General features: G+C 63.0%; 18 protein-coding genes. 10 read left to right on the top strand and 8 right to left on the bottom strand.

Annotation, left to right across the window (positions count from 1 at the left end; all coding sequences use genetic code 11):
* The first annotated feature begins 13 nt into the window (after positions 1–13).
* Positions 14–595 (top strand): DinB family protein, encoded by a 582-nt coding sequence (locus tag ACF8EF_RS22685; protein ID WP_176684902.1) that lies wholly within the window; start codon positions 14–16, stop codon positions 593–595.
* 75 nt (positions 596–670) lie between these two features.
* On the opposite strand, the gene ACF8EF_RS22680 is transcribed toward ACF8EF_RS22685, so the two are convergent.
* The 6 genes from ACF8EF_RS22680 to yegQ form a co-directional block, all read right to left on the bottom strand.
* The gene (locus ACF8EF_RS22680) at positions 671–1,669 is read right to left on the bottom strand and encodes an alpha/beta fold hydrolase (RefSeq protein ID WP_392462077.1); all 999 of its coding nucleotides are present in this window, start codon (positions 1,667–1,669) and stop codon (positions 671–673) included.
* A gap of 75 nt (positions 1,670–1,744) precedes the next feature.
* Complete coding sequence (locus ACF8EF_RS22675) at positions 1,745–2,182, bottom strand: YqaA family protein (protein WP_003248912.1); 438 nt, start codon at positions 2,180–2,182, stop codon at positions 1,745–1,747.
* Positions 2,182–2,610, bottom strand: coding sequence for a DUF411 domain-containing protein (locus tag ACF8EF_RS22670; protein ID WP_392462075.1), 429 nt, complete (start codon positions 2,608–2,610; stop codon positions 2,182–2,184). The genes ACF8EF_RS22675 and ACF8EF_RS22670 overlap by 1 nt, the downstream gene beginning before the upstream one ends.
* A gap of 14 nt (positions 2,611–2,624) precedes the next feature.
* The gene (locus ACF8EF_RS22665; protein ID WP_392462073.1) at positions 2,625–3,509 is read right to left on the bottom strand and encodes a copper resistance protein B; all 885 of its coding nucleotides are present in this window, start codon (positions 3,507–3,509) and stop codon (positions 2,625–2,627) included.
* Entirely contained in the window at positions 3,502–5,199 is a 1,698-nt protein-coding gene (locus ACF8EF_RS22660; protein WP_370844436.1) for a copper resistance system multicopper oxidase, read from the bottom strand. Before ACF8EF_RS22660 ends, ACF8EF_RS22665 begins: the two co-directional genes overlap by 8 nt.
* A gap of 81 nt (positions 5,200–5,280) precedes the next feature.
* Complete coding sequence (gene yegQ / locus ACF8EF_RS22655) at positions 5,281–6,615, bottom strand: tRNA 5-hydroxyuridine modification protein YegQ (RefSeq protein WP_392462072.1); 1,335 nt, start codon at positions 6,613–6,615, stop codon at positions 5,281–5,283.
* Between the two features lie 133 nt (positions 6,616–6,748).
* Between yegQ and ACF8EF_RS22650 the strand changes: the two genes are divergently transcribed.
* Entirely contained in the window at positions 6,749–7,813 is a 1,065-nt protein-coding gene (locus tag ACF8EF_RS22650) for an AI-2E family transporter (RefSeq protein WP_392462070.1), read from the top strand.
* Positions 7,814–7,982: 169 nt separating this feature from the next.
* Here ACF8EF_RS22650 and phnX read toward each other — a convergent pair whose 3' ends face one another.
* A complete protein-coding gene (gene phnX / locus ACF8EF_RS22645; protein ID WP_209964784.1) occupies positions 7,983–8,810 on the bottom strand; it encodes a phosphonoacetaldehyde hydrolase in 828 nt (275 codons plus the stop codon).
* A 34-nt stretch (positions 8,811–8,844) separates the two neighbouring features.
* Positions 8,845–9,951: a 2-aminoethylphosphonate--pyruvate transaminase gene (locus ACF8EF_RS22640; protein WP_176684910.1), complete on the bottom strand. Its 1,107-nt coding sequence runs from the start codon at positions 9,949–9,951 to the stop codon at positions 8,845–8,847.
* Between the two features lie 112 nt (positions 9,952–10,063).
* Between ACF8EF_RS22640 and ACF8EF_RS22635 the strand changes: the two genes are divergently transcribed.
* From ACF8EF_RS22635 to ACF8EF_RS22600, 8 genes are all read left to right on the top strand, one after another.
* A complete protein-coding gene (locus ACF8EF_RS22635; RefSeq protein WP_176684934.1) occupies positions 10,064–10,927 on the top strand; it encodes a LysR substrate-binding domain-containing protein in 864 nt (287 codons plus the stop codon).
* Positions 10,928–11,127: 200 nt separating this feature from the next.
* A complete protein-coding gene (locus ACF8EF_RS22630) occupies positions 11,128–12,150 on the top strand; it encodes an AraC family transcriptional regulator (RefSeq protein ID WP_392462069.1) in 1,023 nt (340 codons plus the stop codon).
* Positions 12,151–12,294: 144 nt separating this feature from the next.
* The gene (locus ACF8EF_RS22625) at positions 12,295–16,740 is read left to right on the top strand and encodes an NEL-type E3 ubiquitin ligase domain-containing protein (RefSeq protein WP_392529349.1); all 4,446 of its coding nucleotides are present in this window, start codon (positions 12,295–12,297) and stop codon (positions 16,738–16,740) included.
* 122 nt (positions 16,741–16,862) lie between these two features.
* Complete coding sequence (locus ACF8EF_RS22620) at positions 16,863–18,509, top strand: acyl-CoA synthetase (RefSeq protein WP_392462065.1); 1,647 nt, start codon at positions 16,863–16,865, stop codon at positions 18,507–18,509.
* Positions 18,510–18,522: 13 nt separating this feature from the next.
* Entirely contained in the window at positions 18,523–19,290 is a 768-nt protein-coding gene (locus ACF8EF_RS22615; protein WP_021785354.1) for an SDR family NAD(P)-dependent oxidoreductase, read from the top strand.
* 11 nt (positions 19,291–19,301) lie between these two features.
* Positions 19,302–20,495 carry an acetyl-CoA C-acyltransferase gene (locus ACF8EF_RS22610; protein WP_392462063.1) on the top strand — a complete coding sequence of 398 codons (1,194 nt, stop codon included), beginning with the start codon at positions 19,302–19,304 and terminating at the stop codon, positions 20,493–20,495.
* 8 nt (positions 20,496–20,503) lie between these two features.
* Positions 20,504–21,631 carry an acyl-CoA dehydrogenase gene (locus tag ACF8EF_RS22605; protein WP_392462061.1) on the top strand — a complete coding sequence of 376 codons (1,128 nt, stop codon included), beginning with the start codon at positions 20,504–20,506 and terminating at the stop codon, positions 21,629–21,631.
* A gap of 13 nt (positions 21,632–21,644) precedes the next feature.
* The gene (locus tag ACF8EF_RS22600) at positions 21,645–22,418 is read left to right on the top strand and encodes an enoyl-CoA hydratase (protein ID WP_003250095.1); all 774 of its coding nucleotides are present in this window, start codon (positions 21,645–21,647) and stop codon (positions 22,416–22,418) included.
* Positions 22,419–22,973: the final 555 nt, after the last annotated feature.

Below are 22,973 nucleotides of genomic sequence, written 5' to 3'. Positions count from 1 at the left end.
AAAGGAGCCGACCATGCAGCCGTTATCGCATCATCTGCTGACCCAGGCCTATAACAATGGCTGGGCCAATCACCGCCTGTACAAGGCCTGCCTGCAACTGACCCAGGACGAGTTCGTCGCCCCGCGTTGCAGCTTCTTCCCGTCGATCAAGGCCACCCTCAACCATTTGCTGACGGTGGATTGGTTCTACCTGCATATGCTGGAGTGCGAGCAGCGCGGCGAGCAGCCCGATGCCGACGGCGAACGCTTCTTCGACCCGGAGCAGCCGTTTGCCACCTGTACCGACCTGCATGCCGAGCAGGCCCAGGCTGACCACCGTTTGATCGCCTACTGCCGGGGGCTGAGTGATGGCGACCTGGGCCGCTATGTGAGCGTCGTGCGGCCTGATCGGGTGCAACGCGAGCAGCGGCTGCGTTTGCTGGCGCATCTGTTCGAGCATCAGGTGCATCACCGTGGGCAGGTGCACGCGATGCTCAGTGATACAGCGGTCAGGCCGCCGCAGCTGGATGAGTTTTTCTGCGAGGAAGAGGCCGAGTTGCGGGCGGGCGACTTTGCCGAGCTGGGCTGGACAGAAGCGCTGGTCTGGAACGTGTAGAGGAACCCTGTGGCAGCAGCGGGCTTGCGCAAAATTCCAAAGCCTGTGCGCTTCCACGGGGGACCAATCATTGGCTCACTTGCCCAGCCATTCGACCAGGGTGCGATTGAACCGCACCGGTTCCTCGATTTGCGGCGCATGCCCCATGCCTTCGAAGGTGATCAGCTCACCTTTGGGTATCAGCTTGGCCACCTGCGGCCCCAACTCTGCATACTTGCCCAGCTTGGCCTTCAACTCCGGCGGCGCGATATCGCTGCCGATGGCCGTGGTGTCCTTGTCGCCGATCAGCAGCAGGGTCGGCATCTGCAGGTGCCTGAACTCATGGTACACCGGCTGGGTAAAGATCATGTCGTAGATCAGTGCCGAGTTCCACGCCACCGTTTCATGCCCTGGCCCTTTGTTCAAGCCCACCAGCATCTGCACCCAGCGTTCGTATTCAGGCTTCCAGCGCCCGGCGTAATAGGTCTTGCGCTCATAGGCGCGTACGCCTTCGGCATCCAGCTTGAGCTCGCGGGCATACCACTGGTCCACGGTGCGGTAGGGCACGCCGAGGGCTTTCCAGTCTTCCAGACCGATCGGGTTGACCATTGCCAGGCGTTCCACCTGCTGGGGGTACATCAGCGCATAGCGGGTGGCGAGCATGCCGCCGGTGGAGTGACCGAGCACAATGGTTTGCTTCACACCCAGCCGTTCGAGCAGGGCATGGGTGTTGTCGGCCAGTTGCTGAAAGCTGTACTGGTAATGCGCCGGCTTGCTCGACGTACAGAAACCGACCTGGTCGGGGGCGATGACCCGGTAGCCGGCCTTGCTCAGGGCGTCGATGGTGGTTTCCCAGGTGGCGGCGCAGAAGTTCTTGCCGTGCATCAGCACCACGCTGTGGCCATTGGCCTGGCCTTGGGCGGGCACGTCCATGTAGCCCATCTGCAGGGCCTGGCCCTGGGAGGTGAAGTCGAAATGCTTGAGTGGGTGCGGGTAGCTGAAGCCTTCGAGCTGGGGGCCGTAGGTCGGCGACTCGGCAGCGATGGCCGAACTGCTGGCAAGGCAGGCCAGGGCAAGGGCGGATGCGCGCAGCATGGGGGTACTCCGTGTAGGGCCGGGTTGATTGGGGCGACTGTAACAGCCAGTGGACCACGCGAAACCTGAAAGGTGTTACCAGGCGTGAAACCAGCCCAGGGTAATCATCGCAAGCACTGCATAGCGGCCAGCCTTGGCCAGGGTCACCAGCAACAGGAAGCGCCAGAACGGCTCACGCATGATCCCGGCGATCAGCGTCAGCGGGTCGCCGATCACCGGCATCCAGCTGAGCAGCAGCGACCATTGCCCCCAGCGTTGGTAGCGCTGCTGCGCACGCGCCAGCTGGGCAGCGCTGAAAGGGAACCAGCGTTTGTCGCGCAGGTGCTCGATGGCCCGGCCCAGCAGCCAGTTGACCACCGAGCCGAGCACGTTGCCCAGGGTGGCTACCAGCAGCAGGATCGCCCATGCCTCGGGCTGGCGCAGCAACAGACCGACCAGCACGGCCTCTGATTGCAGCGGTAGCAGGGTGGCGGCACCAAAGGCGCTGAGAAACAGCGCCCCCAGGCTGAGCATCAGTAGTTGGCGACCACGGTGTCCTGGCCATTCTGGGTCACCCCGATGACCTGGTAGGCATCCTTGTGGTCACCCATCTCCATGCCGGGCGAGCCCATGGGCATGCCCGGTACCGCCAGGCCCTTGAGGTCGTTGCGATTGGCCAGCAGGCGCACCTGCTCGGCCGGCACGTGGCCTTCGACAAACTTGCCGTCGATCACCCCGGTGTGGCACGACGCCAGGCGCGGCGCCACGCCCAGGCGTTGCTTGACGGCGCTCATGTTTGGCTCGACGTGGTCATTGACGATAAAACCGTTGTCACGCAGGTGGCTGATCCAGGCCTTGCAGCAGCCGCAGTTGGGATCGCGGTAGACGTCGATGGACTCGGCGGCCTGGGCCAGGCCGGTGACGGCCAGCAGGCTCAGGGTCAGCAGGTGTTTGCGCAGCATGGTGAAGCACTCCTTTAAAAACGCAGGCGGATACCGGCGACCAGGCGGGTCTGGCCCAGGTCTTCGCCGTCTTCGCGGGCCTGGCTGGCACGCGAGCCGTGCAGGCGGTTGAAACTGAGCCCTACGTAGGGGGCGAAGCCGCGCGTGATCTCGTAGCGCAAGCGCAGGCCCACCTCGCTGTCGGCCAGCCCCGCGCCTTGCTCGCGCCCGGCGTCGTTGCGGCCGTAGAGGTTGGCCTCCAGGGTCGGCTCCAGTATCCAGCGGTTGGTCAGCAGCATAGCGTAAGCGGCTTCCAGACGCAGCGCGGTCTGTTGCCGTTCGCCTGCATAGACGGTGGCTTGCAGCTCCAGGCCATACAACGGTGTGCCCTGGATGCCGAGGGCGGCCCAGGTTTGGCCACTGGCAGGCTTGAAGTCCTGGCGTACGCCGGCCACCAGTTCCCACCACGGGCTCACGGCATGGCCCCACAGCGCCTGCAGCTCGGCCTTGTGGGTCTTGCCCTGTTCGCGTTCGCCTTCGGTGCGCAGCCACAAGCGGTCGATATCGCCGCCGACCCAGGCGGTGGCGTTCCAGTTCAGGGCGCTGCTGCTCTCGAAATTCTGGTATTCGAGCTTGTCCACGATCACTGCCCAGTTCAGCGCCCGGTCATGCGCCTGGTGCCCTGGCAATGGCGGGAATGCGGCGCGGCGGTCGGCGTCGGTGATGGCAGGCAGGGGTGTGTGAGGCTGGCTGAGGGAAGGCTGGCCATGGCCCATGCTTTCATGGTTCATGGGCATGGCCTGATGGCCCATCTGGCCGTGGTTCGTGTGTTCGAAACCCGCGGCCATCGCCCGTTCACTGGCGAGCAAGGTCAGTAGCGTCACGCCTGCCACGATGCTGCGGTTGCGGGTGTCATTCATCGACGCGTACCTCGCGGAGCATGCCGCTCTCCATGTGGTAGAGCAAGTGGCAGTGGTAGGCCCAGCGGCCCAGCGCGTCGGCGGTCACCCGGTAGGTGCGTCGGCTGCCGGGCGGGATATCGACGGTGTGCTTGCGCACCAGGAACTGGCCATGCTCGTCTTCCAGGTCGCTCCACATGCCGTGCAGGTGGATGGGGTGGGTCATCATGGTGTCGTTGACCAGGGTGATGCGCACGCGCTCACCGTACGTCAGCCGCAGCGGTTCGGCGTCGCTGAACTTGATGCCGTCGAACGACCAGGCGAAGCGCTCCATATGGCCGGTCAGGTGCAGCTCGATGTCACGCGATGGCGGGCGGCCGTCCGGGTCGGGGTAGGGGCTGCGCAGGTCGGCGTAGGTCAGCACGCGGCGACCATTGTCACGCAGGCCTATGCCAGGGTCGGCCAGGTTGGGGCGCGGTGCCATGGTCTGCATGTCCACCAGCGGGTTGCCGGTTTCACTGGCCGGGTGTTGCTGCATGGCCGGCATGGCGGCGTGGCTCATGCCGGCCATGTTGCCGTGGTCCATGCCCGTCATGGCATCCATACTGCCGTGGCCCATGTCGTCCATGCTCAGCACCGGGCGCGGGTCGGGGGCTGGCACCGGTGCCTGCAGCCCGGCCGCACGGGCCAAGGTGCCGCGGGCGAAGCCGGTGCGGTCCATGCTCTGGGCGAACAGGGTGTAGGCGGGTTGGTCGCCCACGGTTACCAGCACGTCGTAGGTCTCTGCCACGGCAATGCGCAGTTCATCCACGCTCACGGGGGTCACCGGCAAACCGTCGGCGGCGATCACCGTCAGCTTCAGCCCAGGGATGCGGAAGTCGAAATAGGTCATGGCTGAGGCGTTGATCAGCCGCAGGCGCACGGTTTCGCCTGGCTGGAACAGGCAGGTGAAGTTGCCTTGCGGTGGTTGGCCGTTGAGCAGGTAGGTGTAGGTGGCGGCGCTGATATCCGCGAGGTCGGTTGGGCTCATGCGCATGCGCGCCCAGGCCGTGCGTTCGGCGACGGTGGGGCTCCAGCCGTTTTCGGCCACGTCCTCGATGAAATCGCCAACCGTGCGCTTGTGGAAGTTGTACGCGTCGGACTGCTTCTTCAGCGTTGCCATCAGGTGTTCCGGCGCCTGGTCTGACCAGTCGCTGAACAGCAGCACATGATCGCGCTGGTAGCGGTGCGTTTCGGGCTCGCGTGGCTCGATCACGATCGCCCCGTATACCCCGGCTTGCTCCTGCAGCCCCGAATGGCTGTGGTACCAGTAGGTGCCGCTCTGGCGCAGGGTGAACTGGTACAGGTAGTCGCCGCCGGGTTCGATGCCAGCGAAGCTCAGGCCAGGCACGCCGTCCATGTTGGCTGGCAGGATGATGCCGTGCCAGTGGATCGAGGTGTCCTGCGCCAGTCGGTTGCGCACGCGCAACGTCACAGTATCACCTTCGCGCCAGCGCAGTAACGGGCCGGGCAGGCTGTTGTTGACGGTCAGTGCGGTACGCGGCCGGCCTGTGATGTTGACCGGGGTCTGGCCAATGAACAGCTCGAAATGCTGGCCGGCCAGGTCTCGGCCTTCGGCGGCCTGGGCCAGCGGGCGCCACAGCCCCAGGCCCGCCAGCGTGCTGGCGGCGCCCAGGCCTTTGACAAACGTACGGCGGGAGGGGTTGCGCAACATGGCGAGGCCTCATGCGGAAGAGCCACGATGTTCGCTGCCGCCGGCTGTCAGGTAGCTGAGGTGCACATTACAGTGTTGTCAGCTTGTTGCTTCGTCGATGCGGAGGTCGCGCATCAGCAGGCCGTAGTCGAGGGCAACCTGTTCCGGGATCGGCAGGTACACCACATGGCCATCGCCCGGTGCGACCTCGATGGCGTGCTGCTGGCGGTTGCACAGGCGGTGCAGGTCGAAGTGGTAGTTACCGCGCGGGGTCATCAGCTCCAGATGGTCGCCCACGGCGAAGCGGTTCTTCACCTTGACCTCGGCGAGGCCGTCGATACGCACGCCGGTCAGCTCGCCAACGAATTGCTGGCGTTCGGACACCGAGTTGCCCCGCTGGTAGTTCTGGTACTCGTCGTGCACGTGGCGGCGCAGGAAACCTTCGGTGTAACCGCGTTGCGCCAGGGATTCGAGGTTGCCCATCAGGGCGCGGTCGAATGGTCGCCCGGCCACCGCGTCGTCGATCGCCTGGCGATACGACTGCACCGCGCGGGCACAGTAGAAGTGCGATTTGGTGCGACCCTCGATCTTCAGCGAATGCACACCCATCAAGGCCAGGCGCTCGACGTGCTGGATGGCGCGCAGGTCCTTGGCGTTCATGATGTAGGTGCCGTGTTCATCCTCGAACGCCGGCATTTCAGTGCCGGGGCGGTTGCTTTCCTGCAGCAGGAACACCTGGTCGGTGGGTGCACCCAGGCCCAGGGTGGGCTGCACTTGGCGCACGATGTCACCGGTGGCGTTCTCGGTGGCCGGCGTGGCGTCGTATTTCCAGCGGCAGGCATTGGTGCAGGTGCCCTGGTTGGCGTCACGCTTGTTGAGGTAGCCCGACAGCAGGCAACGGCCGGAATAGGCCATGCACAGGGCGCCGTGCACGAACACTTCCAGCTCCATTCCTGGCACCTGCTGGCGGATTTCTTCGATTTCGTCCAGCGACAGCTCTCGCGACAGGATCACCCGGCTCAGCCCAAGTTGCTGCCAAAACTGCACGCTCGCCCAGTTGACAGTGTTGGCCTGCACCGACAGGTGCACCGGCATCTGCGGGAAGTGCTGGCGCACCAGCATGATCAGGCCAGGGTCGGACATGATCAGCGCGTCCGGCGCCATCTCGATCACGGGTGCCAGGTCTTTGAGGAAGGTCTTGAGCTTGGCATTGTGCGGGGCGATGTTGACCACCACGTAGAAGCGCTTGCCCAAGGCGTGCGCCTCCTCGATCCCCAGTGCCAGGTTGGCGTGATCGAACTCGTTGTTGCGCACCCGCAAGCTGTAACGCGGCTGGCCGGCGTAGACCGCATCGGCGCCGTAGGCAAACGCGTAGCGCATGGTCTTGAGGGTGCCGGCGGGGGCCAGCAGTTCGGGCTTGGCAGTAGGGTTCATGTGCGCACCGGGGCAAAAAGGCGGCGATGCTAGGGGCGATGGACAAGGTGCGTATTGATTTGCGTCAAGAGAGCGCGGCACTTTTGTCCAGGTGCGGTGCACTAATCACTCATAAGCCATGTGAGGAACTGCGATGAACGAAACCGCGCTACAGAACAAAGCCCTGGCAGTACTCTTGGCGCTGGTAACCATTGCCTTTTTCTGGATTCTGCTGCCGTATTACGGCGCAATCTTCTGGGCGGTGATCCTCGGTATCCTGTTCGCCCCGCTGCAGCGTCATTTGCTCATCCGCAGCGGGCGGCGGCGTAACCTTGCTGCGGTCACGTCCACGCTGGTGTGCCTGCTTGTGGCGATCCTGCCGGTGATCATCACCAGCGCCCTGCTGGTACAAGAGGGCGCCACGCTGTACCAGCGCATCGAAAGCGGGCAACTGGACATCGCCGGTTACGTCGAGCGCGGCAAGGACATGCTCCCGGCATTCGCCCAGCGTGGCCTGGACAACATGGGCATGGGTAACCTCGACGGGTTGCGTGACAAGATCACCAAGTGGGCAACCCAGGGTAGCCAGGTATTGGCCAGCCAGGCATTCAGCTTTGGCCAGGGCACATTCGAGTTCCTGGTCAGTTTCGGCATCATGATGTACCTGCTGTTCTTTTTCCTGCGTGATGGCCCGGAAGTCGCGCGCCGGGTGCGCATGGCCGTCCCGCTGCCCGAGCACCAGAAGCGTCGTTTGCAGTTGAAGTTCAATCGTGTGGTGAGGGCGACGGTGAAGGGCAACGTGCTGGTGGCCATTACTCAAGGTGCGTTGGGTGGCTTTATTTTCTGGGTGCTGGATATCCCGAGTGCGTTGGTGTGGGCGGTGCTGATGGCGTTTCTGTCGCTGCTGCCGGCGGTAGGCGCGGGCATCATCTGGGCGCCGGTGGCGGCGTATTTCCTGCTGACCGGGGCGATACTGCCAGGGTTGGTGCTTACTGCGTTCGGGGTGCTGGTGATCGGCCTGGTGGATAATGTGTTGCGGCCCATCCTGGTGGGCAAGGATACGCGGATGCCGGACTACCTGATCCTGGTGTCGACCCTTGGCGGGCTGGCGGTGTTCGGCCTCAACGGCTTCGTGATCGGCCCATTGATCGCGGCGCTGTTCGTCTCCAGCTGGGCGATCTTTGCCGCGACCAAACCGCAGGTGCAATTGCCGCAATAGCTTTCTAGCTCAGGTTTGTCGGCCGTAGGAGCGGGTTTACCCGCGAAGAGGCCGGGCCTGCTGGCCAATTTCCACCCGCCGTTCACCGTTGCTGCCGCCACCGCATTCGCGGGTAAACCCGCTCCTACACAGATTGGTGGCGGACACACATACAGAGAAACCGCAGGTGTCAGAAGGCTTGCGGCATCTCGCCCTTGGCCAGGCGTCGGTTGATGTCGGCAATCACTTCGGGCAGATCGTTGATGGTGTCGATCAGGTAGTGTGGGCGGGAGCCGGCAAACAGTGCATGGATGCGCTGGCGCTCGCTTTCCAGTTTTTCGGCACTCAGCGCGCGGAAGCCTTCCCAGGTCAGGCCCAGGGCATTGCCCGAGCAGACCAGCGCCACGGTCCACATGCCGGCACGGCGGCCTTCAAGAATGCCTGGCACGGTGTCGTCCACCTTCACGCAGGCCGCTACATCGTCAATCCCCAGCGCAATCACGTTGGCCAACGCCTGGGCCGGCCATGGGCGGCCGTTCGGGGTTTCATCGGTGGCCACTACATGGTCGGCTATGTAGCCGTTCTGCGCAGCCAGTTCCACCACCTTGTCCATCACCACTTTCGGGTAGCCCGAGCACGAGCCGATCTTCAGGCCGTCCTGGCGTAGACCGGTGAGGGTGTCCAGCGCACCGGGGATCAGTGCCGAGTGCACGGCGATCTTCTCGATCTGCAGCGGCATGAAGCGGTTGTAGATGGCGGTGACGTCATCATCGGTCGGGGTACGGCCGAACACCTTGCGGTAGCGCTCGGCAATTTCCGGTACGTCGCACAGGGTGCGGATATGGTCCCATTTACCCATGCCCATCGGGCCTCGGGCTTCCTCGATAGACACCTGCACGTCGAACTCGGCAAAGGCCTCGACAAAGATCTGGGTGGGGGCGAATGAGCCGAAGTCGACCACGGTGCCAGCCCAGTCGAGGATGGCGGCTTGCAGTTGGGTGGGGTTGTTGTAGTTCATGTGCGCGAATTCCTGGGTTCGGGTGGGCAAAGCGTCAGATGTCCAGCACTTCCATTTCCCGCAGCACGTCGGCCACGGCGTTCACGGCGGCCTGCATGCCGTCCGCCCCGACCACACCGATACAGCCGACGCGGAAGGTTTCGACCTGGGTCAGCTTGCCCGGGTAGAGAATGAATCCCTTGGCCTTGACCCGCTCGTAGAAGTCCTTGAACTGGTAGCGGGCATCGGTGGGGGCGTGGAAGGTGACGATGATCGGCGCCTGGATTTCGGCGGGCAGAAAACTGCGCAGGCCGATGGCTGCCATGCCGTCGAGCAGCGTCTTGCAGTTGTCTGCGTAGCGCTGGTGGCGGGCGGGAAGGCCACCTTCCTCGCTGTATTGCTGCAGTGCTTCGTGCAGGGCCGCGACCACGTGGGTAGGCGGGGTGAAGCGCCATTGCCCGGTCTTGGCCATGTAGGCGTGCTGGTCGTGCAGGTCCATGGCCAGCGAGTGGGCGTTGCCTTCGGCGGCCGCCAGGGCGTTTTTTTCGGCGAAGACGAAGCCCATGCCGGGTACGCCTTCCAGGCACTTTCCGGAGGCTGCGATCAGCGCTTCGAAGGGGATTTCGCGGGCATCGATCGGCAATGCTCCGAACGAGCTCATGGCATCGATGATCAGGCGCTTGCCTTGGCGTTTGATCACCTGGGCGATTTCGGGCAGCGGGTTGAGGATGCCGGTGCTGGTTTCGCAGTGGATCAGCGCCACATGGGTGATGGCCGGGTCTTCGGCCAGCAGCCGTTCGACGTCGGCGGCCGTGGTCGGCTGGTCTTCGGCCGTTTCGAAGGTGCTGTAGGTGCGGCCCAGCACTTTGCAGATCTTCGCCAGGCGCTGGCCGTACGCGCCGTTGATCAGTACCAGAACCTTGCCATCGCGTGGCACCAAGGTGCCGATGGCCGCTTCCACGGCGAAGGTGCCGCTGCCTTGCAGGGGAACGCAGTGGTGGCTGCTGGCGCCGTCGATGATGGCCAGCAGTTGTTCGCAGACGCTGGCAGTCAATTGGTTGAAGTCACGGTCCCAGGAGCCCCAGTCCACCAGCATGGCTTGGCGGGTGCGGATTGATGTGGTCAAGGGACCTGGGGTCAGCAGAATCGGGGCGTTGCTCATTCCGTTATTCCTCACAAGCGGTGGGCTGAAACTACGGGGCCTAGGTTGCAATTCGCGTTGCCATCAATCAAATTGTTTGTTGTTATCCCAGCTATAAGTCAGGCCGATAAATATGAACCTGTTCCAGCTACGCGCCTTCGACGCCGTGGCCCGTGAGGGCAGCTTTACCCGTGCTGCCGAGCGCCTGTTCATCAGCCAGCCGGCGGTGACCGGGCACGTCAAGGCCCTGGAAGAGCACTACCAGATCACCTTGCTGCGGCGTACCGCACGGCGCGTGGAACTGACCGAGGAGGGCACGCGCCTGGCGGCCATCACCCGCGCCATGTTCGGCCTGGCTGAAGAGGCGCAGGCCATGCTCGAGGCCAACCGCCAGCTGCTGACCGGGCGCCTGGAGGTAGCCGCCGACGGCCCGCACCGGGTCATGCCGATGCTGGCGCTGCTGCGTGAACGGTACCCAGGCGTCACCGTCAACTTGCGCCTGGGCAATGCTCAGGAGACCTTGGCTGCGCTGCTCGGCGAGCATGCCGACGTGGCGGTGCTGACCGAAATCGAGCCGCGCAAGGGGCTGCATCTGCAAACGCTCTGTGAGTCGCGCCTGTGTGCGTTGTTACCCGTGGGGCATGCCTGGGCCAGCGAGCGGGAGGACTTGCCGTTGGCCGCGCTGCACCAACAGATCATGGTGCTGCGCGAACCCAGCTCCACCACGCGGCGCACCTTCGACAAGGCCTGTATCAAGGCGGGGGTGCAACCGCGCGTACTGCTGGAGCTGGACAGCCGGGAGGCAGTAACCGAGGCAGTGGCCTCGCAACTGGGGATTGGCGTTGTTTCTTCCACTGAAGTGGCCAATGATCCCCGGGTGGTGGCACGACCCTTAGCCGGCGAGGGCCTTGTCAACCAACACGTGATCGGCTGCCTGGAGCGTCGTCGCGAACTGCGCCTGATTCAGGCATTCCTGAGTCTGGCCGCGGGGCTATGATGGCTGTTTGCTGCGGGGCACCCTAGGCTCTGTATGAAAAGCCTTGATACTCGGTGATGCTGCGTTGAAAACAGCCTCGGAATGCTCATTTACAACCCGTAAACTCCGCTTCCTCGGCTGTTTTCGCCTTGCCTGACCTTCGTCTCAAGGCTTTTCATACAGACCCTAATATGGCCGGCAATCAGCCGACAGGACCGTCGATGAGCGACAAAGACACCATTTCCATGCAACTGGTGCGCGAAGCGCTGTTGCAGACCTGCCCTGCCGGTGAGCCTGACAGTGGCTTGCTGGCCAGGGCGGGCATCGCCGTTGAACAACTGCACCTGCCAGAGGCAAGGGTCAGTGCCGAATCCTATGCCCGCCTGTGGCGCTTGCTGGCCCGGCGCTGCAACGACGAATTTTTCGCGATGGACCCGCGCGGTTTGTGCAGTGGCAGCCTGGCTTTCATGTGCCGTGCCAGCATGGGCCAACCGACCCTGGGCGCAGGCCTGGAAACCTCGCTGGCATTTCTGTCGCTGATGCTTCAAGACATGCAGCCCAGCCTGGTGCGCCAGGAAGGCCTGGCCGAAATTGTCATCAATGAACCGCGTGACGAACCGCGCCGCGCGTTCACCTATTTCACGTTCTGGATGATCGTGCATGGTGTGGCTTGCTGGCTGGCCGGGCGGCGCATCCCGATTCTGAGCATCGATCTGCGTTGTGCCGAACCCCCATTTTGCGACGACTACCGGGTCATGTTTTCGGAGAACCTGCACTTTGAGCGTCCACGCACACGCATGATCATTGCTTCGCAATGCCTCGACTTGCCCCTGCGCCGCAGCGAGGAGGAGTTGCAGCGTTTTCTGGCCGAAGCGCCGGGCAATATCCTGGTCAAGTACCGTGACCCGGCCAGCCTCGGGCGGCGTATCCGCACCGACCTGTTGCGCCTGGCCCCTGAGCAATGGCCTGATGCTGACAGCCTGGCCCGGCAGCTGTGCCTGTCGCCATCGACCCTGCGGCGGCGCCTGGCAGAAGAGGGGCAGAACTACCAGGGCCTGAAGGACAGCGTACGACGGGAGCTGGCGATCGCCTGGCTCAGCCAGGAAGACGTGGCCATGGGCGAGCTTGCCGAGCGTTTGGGGTTTGCCGACAGCAGCTCGTTCTATAAGGCATTTCGCAAGTGGTTCGGCTGCAACCCGGGGCATTATCGGGCATTGATCCAGGCGCGAGGGGTAGGGCACTGAAGGGCGAACGCTTCCCGTTGTAGTGCATTACCGCGCGGGCCCAGAAGGCTTACCGAGCAGGCGCCGATCGAACCCGTTCCCTCTGCATCCTGGTCCGGCATTTGAACAACATGGTTGGCTTCGCCAATAGCTGTGGAACCCACCATGAACATCAACGCTACTGCCCATGACCCATTCATAGGTGCCCGATTACCTGAGTGGCTCAAACGCGCGTCAAGGGGCCAGATCAACACACTGCGCACCACGCTGAACGCGCACCATGCCAACCAGGCACGCTTGAGTGGCCTGACGCTCGAGCTACTGCCGCTCCAGCAGTTTGCCGAGAAACACCTGGCGGCTTTGCTGGATGCACCGTTGCCGGACGGGCAGGTATTTGCCCAGCTCGAATGGCTGCGGGTCGCGCCGCGCTTCGGCACATTGCCAGGTACCCTGCAACAGACATACGCATACAGCCAGACGCGTGAAAATGGGTTACTGCGGCTGATGCGCAACTTTGCTGCGAACACCCGCTACTACGAGGGCACGGGGTTGGTTTTGCCAGGCAGCGATAAACCATTGAATGCATCGCTGGAGGCATTGATTACCGCCTGTCGTGATCTGGACGTTGGTCAGCGCTATCAGGACGCGTTGCAACGGGTCTTCCAGCCAGCGACCCAGGCGATGCTGGCTGAAGACAAACGTTCGGGGTTGAAGCTGGCGACCGAACTAGCGGCTTTGCAGGGAAACGTAAGCGTCGATGTGCAGCTTGCCTTGCGTGAGGTAGTGGACCACGGTCAGGAGAAGCGACAACAAGGGCTCGAATGCAAACCCATGCTGCTGAGGGCAATAGGGCAACCTGTGGTCGATGGCTTGCTGATCCACCTGCATGACAAGGCGGGAAATGAACGGGGCATCGTACTTTACCTGCCTGGTGATCCCCGGCAGGCATTGCGGTTCTTCGACAATGCCCCCTCCATGAACAATACCGTGGCGATGTTGTTGCAAGATCCGGGTTACTGGCAGTACTTCACGCAGCTCATCAGCCTTGAGCACCGTGCAGGTTTTGTCAGTACCCTTGGCAAGCGCTTGAAAGACAAGGTGCCGGACCTGGAGCTTGAGGGTGAAACACCTGAAGGAGGGATCTTCAGGCAACTGGCGACTCGGCAAGTGCAACGGGTCAAGGAAGATGCCCGGTTGCTGCTGGTACCGACCGCAGACGCTGATAGCCGGGCGGTAAGCGCCAGGCACGCTGAGTGGAAGGCGGCAGGTCTGGACCTGGTCAACCTCGCTGGCCTTTTCATCCCGGCTGTGGGGGGCGTGCTGCTGGGGCAGGTGGTTGCCCAGACTTGCTCTGAAGTGTTCGAAGGGGCAAGGGACTGGTCGAAGGGGCACCAACACGAAGCGCTGCAGCATCTGCTGGGGGTCGCCGAAACCTTGGCGGCCACCGCGGCGACGGTGGCGGGTGTCAGTTTTGTGCGCAGTGCGTTTGTCGCGAGCCTGGAGCCGGTAAGCCTTGGGAACGGGCAGGGTCGCCTGTGGCAGTTCAACGCCAGGAACTATCGATCATTGCCGGACCCTATCGATCTGCTCGGAGAGGGACGCAATGGCGAGGCAGGCCGCCGCGGGGTCCGTATCGATGGACGCTACTTCGAAGTGCATCAGCCTGTCGCCGATGGCCCCTATCGCCTGCGCCATGCCGCGAGTGAGGGCGGCTACGGGCCGGTCGTGCTGCACAACGGTGAGCGTGGCTGGCAGTTGATGCGTGAGCAACCACTAAGCTGGCAGGCGCCTGCTCGCATGCTGGATGCATTATGGCCACAGCATCCCCCTGTCGACGCGCATCAGGCCGAGCAGATAATGCGGGTGGCAGGTATCGATGAAGACCTGTTACGCGGCGTTCTCGTGGAGAATCGCCCGGTTCCGGTGAGCCTTGGTCAAACCTTGCGTGCTTTCCAGGCGCATGCGCGCATTCAAACGTTTTTCGAGCGTGTTCGGCTGAAGGCGTTGATGCCAGCGGACAGTGAACTGCTGGCCTGGTGTGAAGCAAGGCCTGGCGTGGGCGCCGGACTGGAGCAGATGCAGGTGCATGAGGCCGGGTTGCGGCCGCCATTGTTTGCCCACCTGACAGAGCAGTCACTTGCAGCAGACCCGCTGAGCATGTTGGTCAAGCGGGACTTCCCGGGTTTGCCTTCGGCCTACATAAACGAAGTAACCGGCCAAGCGCATGAGCTTGAGCACCAAATGGCGCGGGTCGAGCGGCGGCTGCCATTGCCGTGCGCGAACAACGCCCGTTCGCTCTTGCGTCTGGCTCGCCTGAGCCGGGGGCTGGCGGGATTGTATCTGAGCACAGCGTACAGTGATGTCACCGGCGAGTTGGCCCTTGCGTTGCTGGATAGCTTCGAACTCGAGCAACTTGACCTCGACTTGCGTGACGGCGGGTTGGAGGGGCGGTCTATCAGGCGCCTCGGTAGCGGCGGGCAAACCGAAGCAAAAAGAATAGTGGTCCGGCATGAAGGCAGGTTTCTGATCTACAACGGGTCAGGTGTGCCACACGAGCTTATCGCTGACGAGCCTGGATGTATCTTCGAGGCGCTATTTACCGCACTTACGTCGGAGCAGCGGGCAGCGATGCAACTGGTGGGCAGCGCGGCGGCGAGCCAACTGCGCGAGAAGCTTCTGGCGCGATTACCCGCTTCCCATTGGGATATCGCGCGCATGCTCGGCTGGCCAGAGGAGCAGGCTTGGCTCAACCCAGGGCGTCGCATGGACGATGGGCGCGTGGGATACCCGCTCAGTGGCCGCCCTGGCGCTGCACCCAGGGATGAACGGGCGCTCATTCGCGACCAGCTACGATCGCTTTATCCTGGCCTGGAAGAGGCAGCGCTCGATTTAGAGCTGGCGCGTGTGCAGCAAGGTTCGCAGCCAGTCTTCGAGCGCCTGGTCGAACTGCAGGAAGCACATGACCAACTGGTGCTATACCTGAATCGCTGGGTCGGTGCCGAGTTGCAGCAAGGTCGGCAAGCCGCCCGCAGGTTGGCGGCCGACAGCATCCTGCGAGCCTGGCGACTGCAGGGCGAGCCTGTTTCGGTCGGCGGAGGGCAAACACAAGGGCAGCGCTTGTCGATGAGTGGTTTGAGTCTGCGCACACTGCCGGCACTACCGCCGCACATCGATTTCCATCGCATTACCCTGCTGAGCGTGACCGACACCCTGATCACTGACATTCCGGCCGACTTCCTTCGCCCGTTCACTGCCTTGACGCACCTGAACCTCAACAACAACGCGTTGATGCGTCTACCAACAGGCATTGCCTATTTACCGAATATTCAATCGCTCCGGTTGGCGCATAACGAGATACGCCTCGATGCCCAGGCGATCGGCGTTTTGCATGGTTTGTCCAACCTTGCGCATCTTGATCTCAGTCATAACCGGCTGGAAGCGCTGGACATGAGTTTCCACCAACTTTCTCGGCTGACAAGTCTGAACCTGCGTCATTGTCGCCTGGGTAGTTGGCCGCGTCGCCTGGAGCTCTGTGGTCTACTTGAACGTGCTGACTTGCGCAACAACCAACTCCGCGAAGTGCCCAGCGAGATCCAGCTGATGCCTTATGCATTTCGACGGGCCATTCTGATGGAGGACAACCCCTTGTCGGTCATGCAGCAACGAAGGTTGTATGCCCTCGATGTGATCGAAGAACACCGGCACTCACCTGAGCAATTGGGGTCAGTTGACCTGGTCAGGGCCCGTACGCGTTGGGTAGGCCATACGGATGCGACGGTTCGGGCCGAGCGGGAGGACATGTGGCTGCGGTTGCTGGAGCAAGCGGGTAGCAGCGGGTTGTTCAGGTTGTTGGCTCGCCTGGAAATGACAGCGGACTACAGCGAAGCGGGTGAAGGGCGGGATGCGTTGGTTGACGGCGTATGGACACTGCTGGGTGCGCTGGACGGCGACCCGGTGCTGTGCCGGCGGATCTTTGAGCGGGCCGGCCTGCCGCTGTCATGTTCGGACGCCGTTGCCAGCCATTTCAGTGCATTGCAGGTATTGGTAAGGCAGGCGCAGGCCGAAGCCGCCGCAGTCAACCCTGAACGCAGGGGCGAGTTGCTTGAGCTGGGCAGGCAACTGTTCCGGCTGGATCAACTGGAAGGGATAGCCTACCAGGATGGCCGGCAGCGTCTGGCTGCCAGTGAACATGTTGACCAGTTGGCATTGGGGTTGGCTTACAGGGTGCAACTTCGTAGCCGTTTGCGGTTGCCCAACCAGCCGCATGCCATGCGCTATCCCGATGCTGTCGCGCTGACACAGGCCCAGGTAGAGGATGCATTCCTGCGGGTTACGCGCGCGCAGACCATCGAGGGCCTGACCGATAGCCTGAGCCAGCGCGCGTTCTGGCGCCGATACCTGCGCCAGCAGCATGACCAAATGTTCGATGCCCTCAGTGCGGATTACACTCGACGCACGCTTGAGCTGCAGGCTCAACGTCCTGTCTTGGCGCCGGCGGCCTTCGAGCAGCGACTACGGCGGCTGCAGGAACAGCAGGTCCTTGATGTCGAGCGCTTGGGCGCAGGGCTCACCCAGTCCTACCTGCGTGCAGCCGAGCGCGCAGAGGGGTGATGGGCGGCGGCCAAACCAGTCATCCAGATTGACAGCTTTGGCCATTGCCGCCGCGCATGAGCGGCGCGAACATCGTCGGACCGATGCTTCAACTCCAAAAACAAGAAACCAGGAGTCCGATGATGCGCGATTACGCCGAGGCCGCTCGTACGTTTGCCCATGACCAGGCCGTTGTGGCGGCATTGCACGGCAACCTTGAAGCCCTTAATGCCTGTGTCGAATGCTGTGACCGGCATGCCGGTGACGGCAAGCTGGCGCTGATTCATGAGGACCGCGATGGCAACAGCGCGCGTTATAGCTTCGATCAGCTTCAGGCGCAGGCTGCCCGGTTCGCCAATGTGCTAAGGGCGCAGGGGGTAGGCGCCGGAGACCGGGTTGCCGGCTTGATGCCGCGCACCCCCGAATTGCTGGTGACCATCCTCGCTACCTGGCGCCTCGGGGCGGTTTACCAGCCCTTGTTCACCGCGTTCGGCCCCAAGGCCATCGAGCACCGGCTTGAGCAATCCCATGCCCGAGTGGTGGTCACCGATAGCCACAACCGCGCCAAGCTGGACGATGTGCACGCCTGTCCGACCATCATCACTGTCAAGGCCCGCAGTGGTGAGCTGGACTTCCAGCAATGCCTGGAGCGCGCAGCGGATGTATGCGAGCCGGTGATGCGCTCAGGCAACGATCCGTTCCTGCTGATGTTCACCTCTGGAACCACTGGCCCGGCAAAACCCCTGGAAGTGCCACTGCGTGCGATTGTCGCGTTTCAGGGCTACATGCGTGATGCCATCGAGCTGCTGCCCGAGGACAACTTCTGGAACCTGGCCGACCCGGGTTGGGCTTACGGCTTGTATTACGCCGTTACCGGTCCGTTGTCGCTGGGGCACGCCACCACGTTCTACGATGGCCCGTTCAGTGTCGAGAGCTGCGCCCGGGTGATCGACAAGCTGGGTATCACCAACCTGGCCGGCTCGCCCACCGCGTATCGCTTGCTGATTGCGGCGGGCAAAGATTTCTCGGCACCGATCAAGGGCCGCCTGCGGGTGGTCAGCAGTGCCGGCGAACCGCTTAACCCCGAGGTGATCCGCTGGTTCGCCGACGAGCTGGGCGTGACCATTCACGATCACTACGGCCAGACCGAACTGGGCATGGTGCTGTGCAACCACCATGGCCTGCAGCACCCGGTGCACCTGGGCTCAGCCGGCTATGCCATCCCCGGCCACCGCATCGTGGTGCTGGACGAGCAAGGCAACGAACTGCCAGCCGGCCAGCCAGGCATCCTCGCCGTTGACCGCGAGCAGTCGCCGCTGTGCTGGTTCGGTGGTTACCACGGTCTGCCGACCAAAGCTTTCGTCGGCAAGTACTACCTCAGCGGCGACACTGTCGAGCTGAACCTGGATGGCAGCATCAGCTTCGTTGGCCGCAGCGACGACGTGATCACCACCTCGGGTTACCGGGTGGGTCCGTTCGATGTGGAAAGCGCGTTGATCGAGCACCCGGCGGTGATCGAGGCAGCGGTGATCGGCAAGCCAGACCCGGAGCGCACCGAGCTGATCAAGGCGTTCGTGGTATTGGCCAGTGGCTATGCCGGCAGCGTCGAGCTGGAAGAAACCTTGCGCCAGCACGTACGCCAGCGCCTCTACGCACATGCTTACCCCAGGGAAATCGAATTCGTCAGCGAACTGCCCAAGACCCCGAGCGGCAAGCTGCAACGCTTCATCCTGCGCAACCAGGAAGTCGCCAAACAACAAGCGCAACAGGCCACCCCTGTCAGCGTCTGAAAGGAAAGTACTCATGCACATCGCCAATAAACATTTCATCGTCAGCGGCGCCGCTTCCGGGCTGGGTGCCGCGACTGCACAGATGCTGGTCGAGGCTGGCGCCAAGGTCATGCTGGTCGACCTCAATGCCCCGGCTGTCGAAGCCAAAGCCCGCGAGCTGGGCGACAACGCCCGTTTCGCCGTGGCGGATATCAGTGACGAGCAGGCGGCCCAGTCGGCTGTCGATGCAGCTGTCAGCGCCTTTGGCAGCTTGCATGGGTTGGTCAATTGTGCCGGCATCGTCGGTGCCGAGAAGGTACTGGGCAAGCAGGGCCCGCATGGCCTGGCCAGCTTCGCCAAGGTCATCAACGTCAACCTGATCGGCAGCTTCAACCTGTTGCGTCTGGCTGCGGCGGCCATGGCCGAAGGGGCTGCCGATGAGAGCGGCGAGCGTGGGGTCATCATCAACACGGCCTCCATTGCCGCCTATGACGGCCAGATTGGCCAGGCCGCCTACGCTGCCTCCAAGGGGGCCATTGCCAGCCTGACCTTGCCGGCCGCGCGCGAACTGGCGCGCTTCGGCATCCGTGTGATGACCATCGCCCCGGGCATCTTTGAAACCCCTATGATGGCCGGCATGAGCGAAGAGGTACGTGCTTCGCTGGCTGCCGGCGTGCCGTTCCCGCCCCGCTTGGGCCGCCCGCAGGAATACGCTGCGCTGGCCCGCCACATCATCGAGAACAGCATGCTCAACGGTGAGGTCATCCGCCTCGACGGTGCGCTGCGCATGGCTGCCAAGTAAGGAGAGCGAACATGACCCTCGCCAATGATCCCATCGTTATCGTCAGCGCCGTGCGCACGCCCATGGGCGGGTTGCAGGGCGACCTCAAGACCCTGACTGCGCCGCAACTGGGCAGCGCGGCCATTCGTGGTGCCGTGGAACGTGCCGGCATCGATGCCGCCAGCGTTGAGCAGGTACTGTTCGGCTGTGTGCTGCCGGCCGGCCAGGGCCAGGCGCCGGCACGCCAGGCTGCGCTGGGCGCCGGGCTGGACAAGCACACCACCTGCACCACCCTGAACAAAATGTGCGGCTCGGGTATGCAAGCCGCGATCCTGGCCCATGACCTGCTGCTGGCCGGCACCGCAGACGTGGTAGTGGCGGGCGGCATGGAAAGCATGACCAACGCGCCGTACCTGCTGGACAAAGCCCGTGGTGGCTACCGCATGGGCCACGGCAAGATCATCGACCACATGTTCATGGACGGCCTCGAAGATGCCTACGACAAAGGCCGCCTGATGGGCACCTTCGCCGAGGACTGTGCCCAGGCCAATGCCTTCAGCCGCGAGGCCCAGGACCAGTTCGCCATCGCCTCGCTGACCCGAGCGCAGGACGCCATCAGCAGCGGCCGTTTTGCCGCCGAGATCGTGCCGGTGGAAGTCACCGAGGGCAAGGAAAAGCGTGTCATCAAGGATGACGAGCAGCCACCCAAGGCGCGCCTGGACAAGATTGCGCAGCTCAAACCGGCGTTTCGTGAGGGCGGCACCGTGACGGCGGCCAACGCCAGTTCGATTTCTGACGGCGCTGCGGCGCTGGTACTGATGCGTCGCTCCGAAGCCGGCAAACGTGGCCTCAAACCATTGGCCGTCATCCACGGTCACGCCGCCTTTGCCGACACCCCGGCGCTGTTCCCGACCGCCCCGATTGGCGCGATCGACAAACTGATGAAGCGCACCGGCTGGAACCTGGCCGAAGTTGACCTGTTCGAGATCAACGAGGCCTTCGCCGTGGTCACCCTGGCGGCCATGAAACACCTCGATCTGCCACACGACAAGGTCAATATCCACGGCGGCGCCTGCGCCCTCGGTCACCCGATCGGCGCTTCTGGCGCACGTATTCTGGTCACCCTGTTGTCAGCCTTGCGCCAGAACAATCTGCGCCGGGGTGTGGCGGCCATTTGTATCGGCGGTGGCGAGGCCACGGCCATGGCTGTTGAATGCCTGTACTGAGGTGAACCATGCTGGTAACTGACGAGCAACAACAGATCGCCGACGCGGTACGTGCCTTCGCCCAGGAGCGCCTGAAGCCGTTTGCCGAGCAATGGGACAAGGACCATCGCTTCCCGAAAGAGGCCATCGACGAAATGGCCGAACTGGGCCTGTTCGGCATGCTGGTGCCGGAGCAGTGGGGCGGTAGCGACACCGGTTATGTGGCCTATGCCATGGCCTTGGAGGAAATCGCTGCGGGCGATGGCGCCTGCTCGACCATCATGAGCGTGCACAACTCGGTGGGGTGCGTGCCGATTCTGCGCTTCGGCAACGAGCAGCAGAAAAAGCAGTTCCTCACCCCGCTGGCGACAGGTGCGATGCTCGGTGCTTTCGCCCTGACCGAACCACAGGCTGGCTCCGATGCCAGCAGCCTGAAGGCCCGCGCACGCCTGGAGGGCGACCACTACGTGCTCAATGGCAGCAAGCAGTTCATTACCTCGGGGCAGAACGCCGGGGTAGTGATCGTGTTTGCAGTCACCGACCCGGAGGCTGGCAAGCGTGGCATCAGCGCCTTCATCGTGCCGACCGATTCGCCGGGCTACCAGGTAGCACGGGTCGAGGACAAACTCGGCCAGCACGCCTCCGACACCTGCCAGATCGTTTTCGACAATGTGCGCGTGCCAGTGGCCAACCGGTTGGGAGCGGAGGGTGAAGGCTACAAGATCGCCCTGGCCAACCTTGAGGGCGGCCGTATCGGCATCGCATCGCAAGCGGTGGGTATGGCCCGCGCGGCGTTCGAAGTGGCGCGCGACTACGCCAACGAGCGCCAGAGCTTTGGCAAACCGTTGATCGAGCACCAGGCCGTGGCGTTTCGCCTGGCCGACATGGCGACGAAAATTTCTGTTGCCCGGCAGATGGTATTGCACGCCGCCGCCCTTCGTGATGCGGGGCGCCCGGCGCTGGTGGAAGCATCGATGGCCAAGCTGTTTGCCTCGGAAATGGCTGAAAAGGTCTGTTCGGATGCCTTGCAGACTCTGGGCGGTTATGGCTATCTGAGTGACTTCCCGCTGGAGCGGATCTACCGCGACGTTCGGGTTTGCCAGATCTACGAAGGCACCAGCGACATTCAGCGCATGGTCATTGCGCGCAATCTTTGAAGGAGCAGACTGCATGGCATTCGAAACCATCCTGTTGGACATCCACGGCAAGGTCGGCCTGATCACCCTCAACCGCCCGCAGGCGCTCAATGCGCTGAACGCGCAGATTGTCGGCGAGATCAACCAGGCCCTGGACCAGCTCGAGCGCGACCCGAATATTGGTTGCGTGGTGCTGACAGGTTCGGCCAAAGCCTTTGCCGCTGGCGCTGACATCAAGGAAATGGCCGAGCTGCAATACCCGCAGATCTACGTCGACGACCTGTTCAGCGACGCCGACCGCATTGCCAATCGCCGTAAGCCGATCATTGCTGCAGTGTCCGGATTTGCCTTGGGCGGCGGCTGTGAGCTGGCGATGATGTGCGACTTTATCCTCGCTGCGGACAACGCCAAGTTTGGTCAACCGGAAATCAACCTGGGCGTGCTGCCGGGCATGGGCGGTACCCAGCGCCTGACGCGTGCGGTGGGCAAGGCCAAGGCCATGGAGCTTTGCCTGACCGGCCGTCTTATGGGGGCTGAAGAGGCCGAGCGTGCAGGCCTGGTGGCGCGGATCGTGCCGCAGGCAGAGCTGGTGGAAGAGGCGTTGAAGGTGGCGGCGACCATTGCCAGCAAGTCGATTCCGGTGAGCATGATGGTCAAGGAAAGCGTCAACCGAGCGTTTGAAGTCACCCTCAGCGAGGGGGTTCGTTTTGAGCGTCGGGTCTTCCATGCGGCTTTCTCCACCGAAGACCAGAAAGAAGGCATGGCCGCATTCATCGCCAAGCGCGAGGCACAGTTCAAGGACCGTTGATCAGACTCGGTTCGTTGCCGTTGCCGTTGCCGTTGCCGTTGCCGTTGCCGTTGCTTTTGCTTTTGCTTCTAAGCGCGCGATAGTTCAGGCGACGCAGATTGCGACTTCAGGAGGCCGAGTGCAGGGCTTGCGGAGGGAGGTGACGGGCATGGATGCCCGTCAAGCGCTGAGGCCCCATGGATGGGGCCTTCGGCGCGTACTCCCGGGAGCAAGACCGTAGCGAGGGGACCCCGGAGCGCAGCGTAGGGGCCGGATGATGGGAGCCGACGGTTTTTGGTTCCTTTTTGCCACGACAAAAAGGGACCCGCCGTAAGGGCGGAAAGGTGACTATGCGCCACCTTCGTGAATGAATACCTACTCGATGTGAATGCCCACATCCAAGAAGCAAGAAGCAAGAAGCAAGAAGCAAGAAGCGAACTCGTCTGTTTTGGCTCAGCGAACAGTCCATTTGCGATGGCGACGCTGACTCACCTTTTCGCCCTTACGGCCATCCCTTTCAAGGTCTTTTGGTTTTGGCGGCTTTGATGACCCGATCCGTCGAAACATGAGCATGTA

Origin of the sequence: Pseudomonas sp. zjy_15, assembly GCF_043101865.1 — a bacterium.
GTDB lineage: Bacteria > Pseudomonadota > Gammaproteobacteria > Pseudomonadales > Pseudomonadaceae > Aquipseudomonas > Aquipseudomonas putida_Y.
The sequence above is the reverse complement of the archived record's forward strand: the minus strand, read 5'-3'. Positions and strand labels throughout refer to the sequence as shown.

Coding starts and splice junctions, on each gene's coding strand:
- ACF8EF_RS22685 (WP_176684902.1), top strand. CDS start 14: ATGCAGCCGTTATCGCATCATCTGCTGACCCAGGCCTATAACAATGGC.
- ACF8EF_RS22680 (WP_392462077.1), bottom strand. CDS start 1,669: ATGCTGCGCGCATCCGCCCTTGCCCTGGCCTGCCTTGCCAGCAGTTCG.
- ACF8EF_RS22675 (WP_003248912.1), bottom strand. CDS start 2,182: ATGCTCAGCCTGGGGGCGCTGTTTCTCAGCGCCTTTGGTGCCGCCACC.
- ACF8EF_RS22670 (WP_392462075.1), bottom strand. CDS start 2,610: ATGCTGCGCAAACACCTGCTGACCCTGAGCCTGCTGGCCGTCACCGGC.
- ACF8EF_RS22665 (WP_392462073.1), bottom strand. CDS start 3,509: ATGAATGACACCCGCAACCGCAGCATCGTGGCAGGCGTGACGCTACTG.
- yegQ (WP_392462072.1), bottom strand. CDS start 6,615: ATGAACCCTACTGCCAAGCCCGAACTGCTGGCCCCCGCCGGCACCCTC.
- ACF8EF_RS22650 (WP_392462070.1), top strand. CDS start 6,749: ATGAACGAAACCGCGCTACAGAACAAAGCCCTGGCAGTACTCTTGGCG.
- phnX (WP_209964784.1), bottom strand. CDS start 8,810: ATGAACTACAACAACCCCACCCAACTGCAAGCCGCCATCCTCGACTGG.
- ACF8EF_RS22640 (WP_176684910.1), bottom strand. CDS start 9,951: ATGAGCAACGCCCCGATTCTGCTGACCCCAGGTCCCTTGACCACATCA.
- ACF8EF_RS22635 (WP_176684934.1), top strand. CDS start 10,064: ATGAACCTGTTCCAGCTACGCGCCTTCGACGCCGTGGCCCGTGAGGGC.
- ACF8EF_RS22630 (WP_392462069.1), top strand. CDS start 11,128: ATGAGCGACAAAGACACCATTTCCATGCAACTGGTGCGCGAAGCGCTG.
- ACF8EF_RS22625 (WP_392529349.1), top strand. CDS start 12,295: ATGAACATCAACGCTACTGCCCATGACCCATTCATAGGTGCCCGATTA.
- ACF8EF_RS22620 (WP_392462065.1), top strand. CDS start 16,863: ATGCGCGATTACGCCGAGGCCGCTCGTACGTTTGCCCATGACCAGGCC.
- ACF8EF_RS22615 (WP_021785354.1), top strand. CDS start 18,523: ATGCACATCGCCAATAAACATTTCATCGTCAGCGGCGCCGCTTCCGGG.
- ACF8EF_RS22610 (WP_392462063.1), top strand. CDS start 19,302: ATGACCCTCGCCAATGATCCCATCGTTATCGTCAGCGCCGTGCGCACG.
- ACF8EF_RS22605 (WP_392462061.1), top strand. CDS start 20,504: ATGCTGGTAACTGACGAGCAACAACAGATCGCCGACGCGGTACGTGCC.
- ACF8EF_RS22600 (WP_003250095.1), top strand. CDS start 21,645: ATGGCATTCGAAACCATCCTGTTGGACATCCACGGCAAGGTCGGCCTG.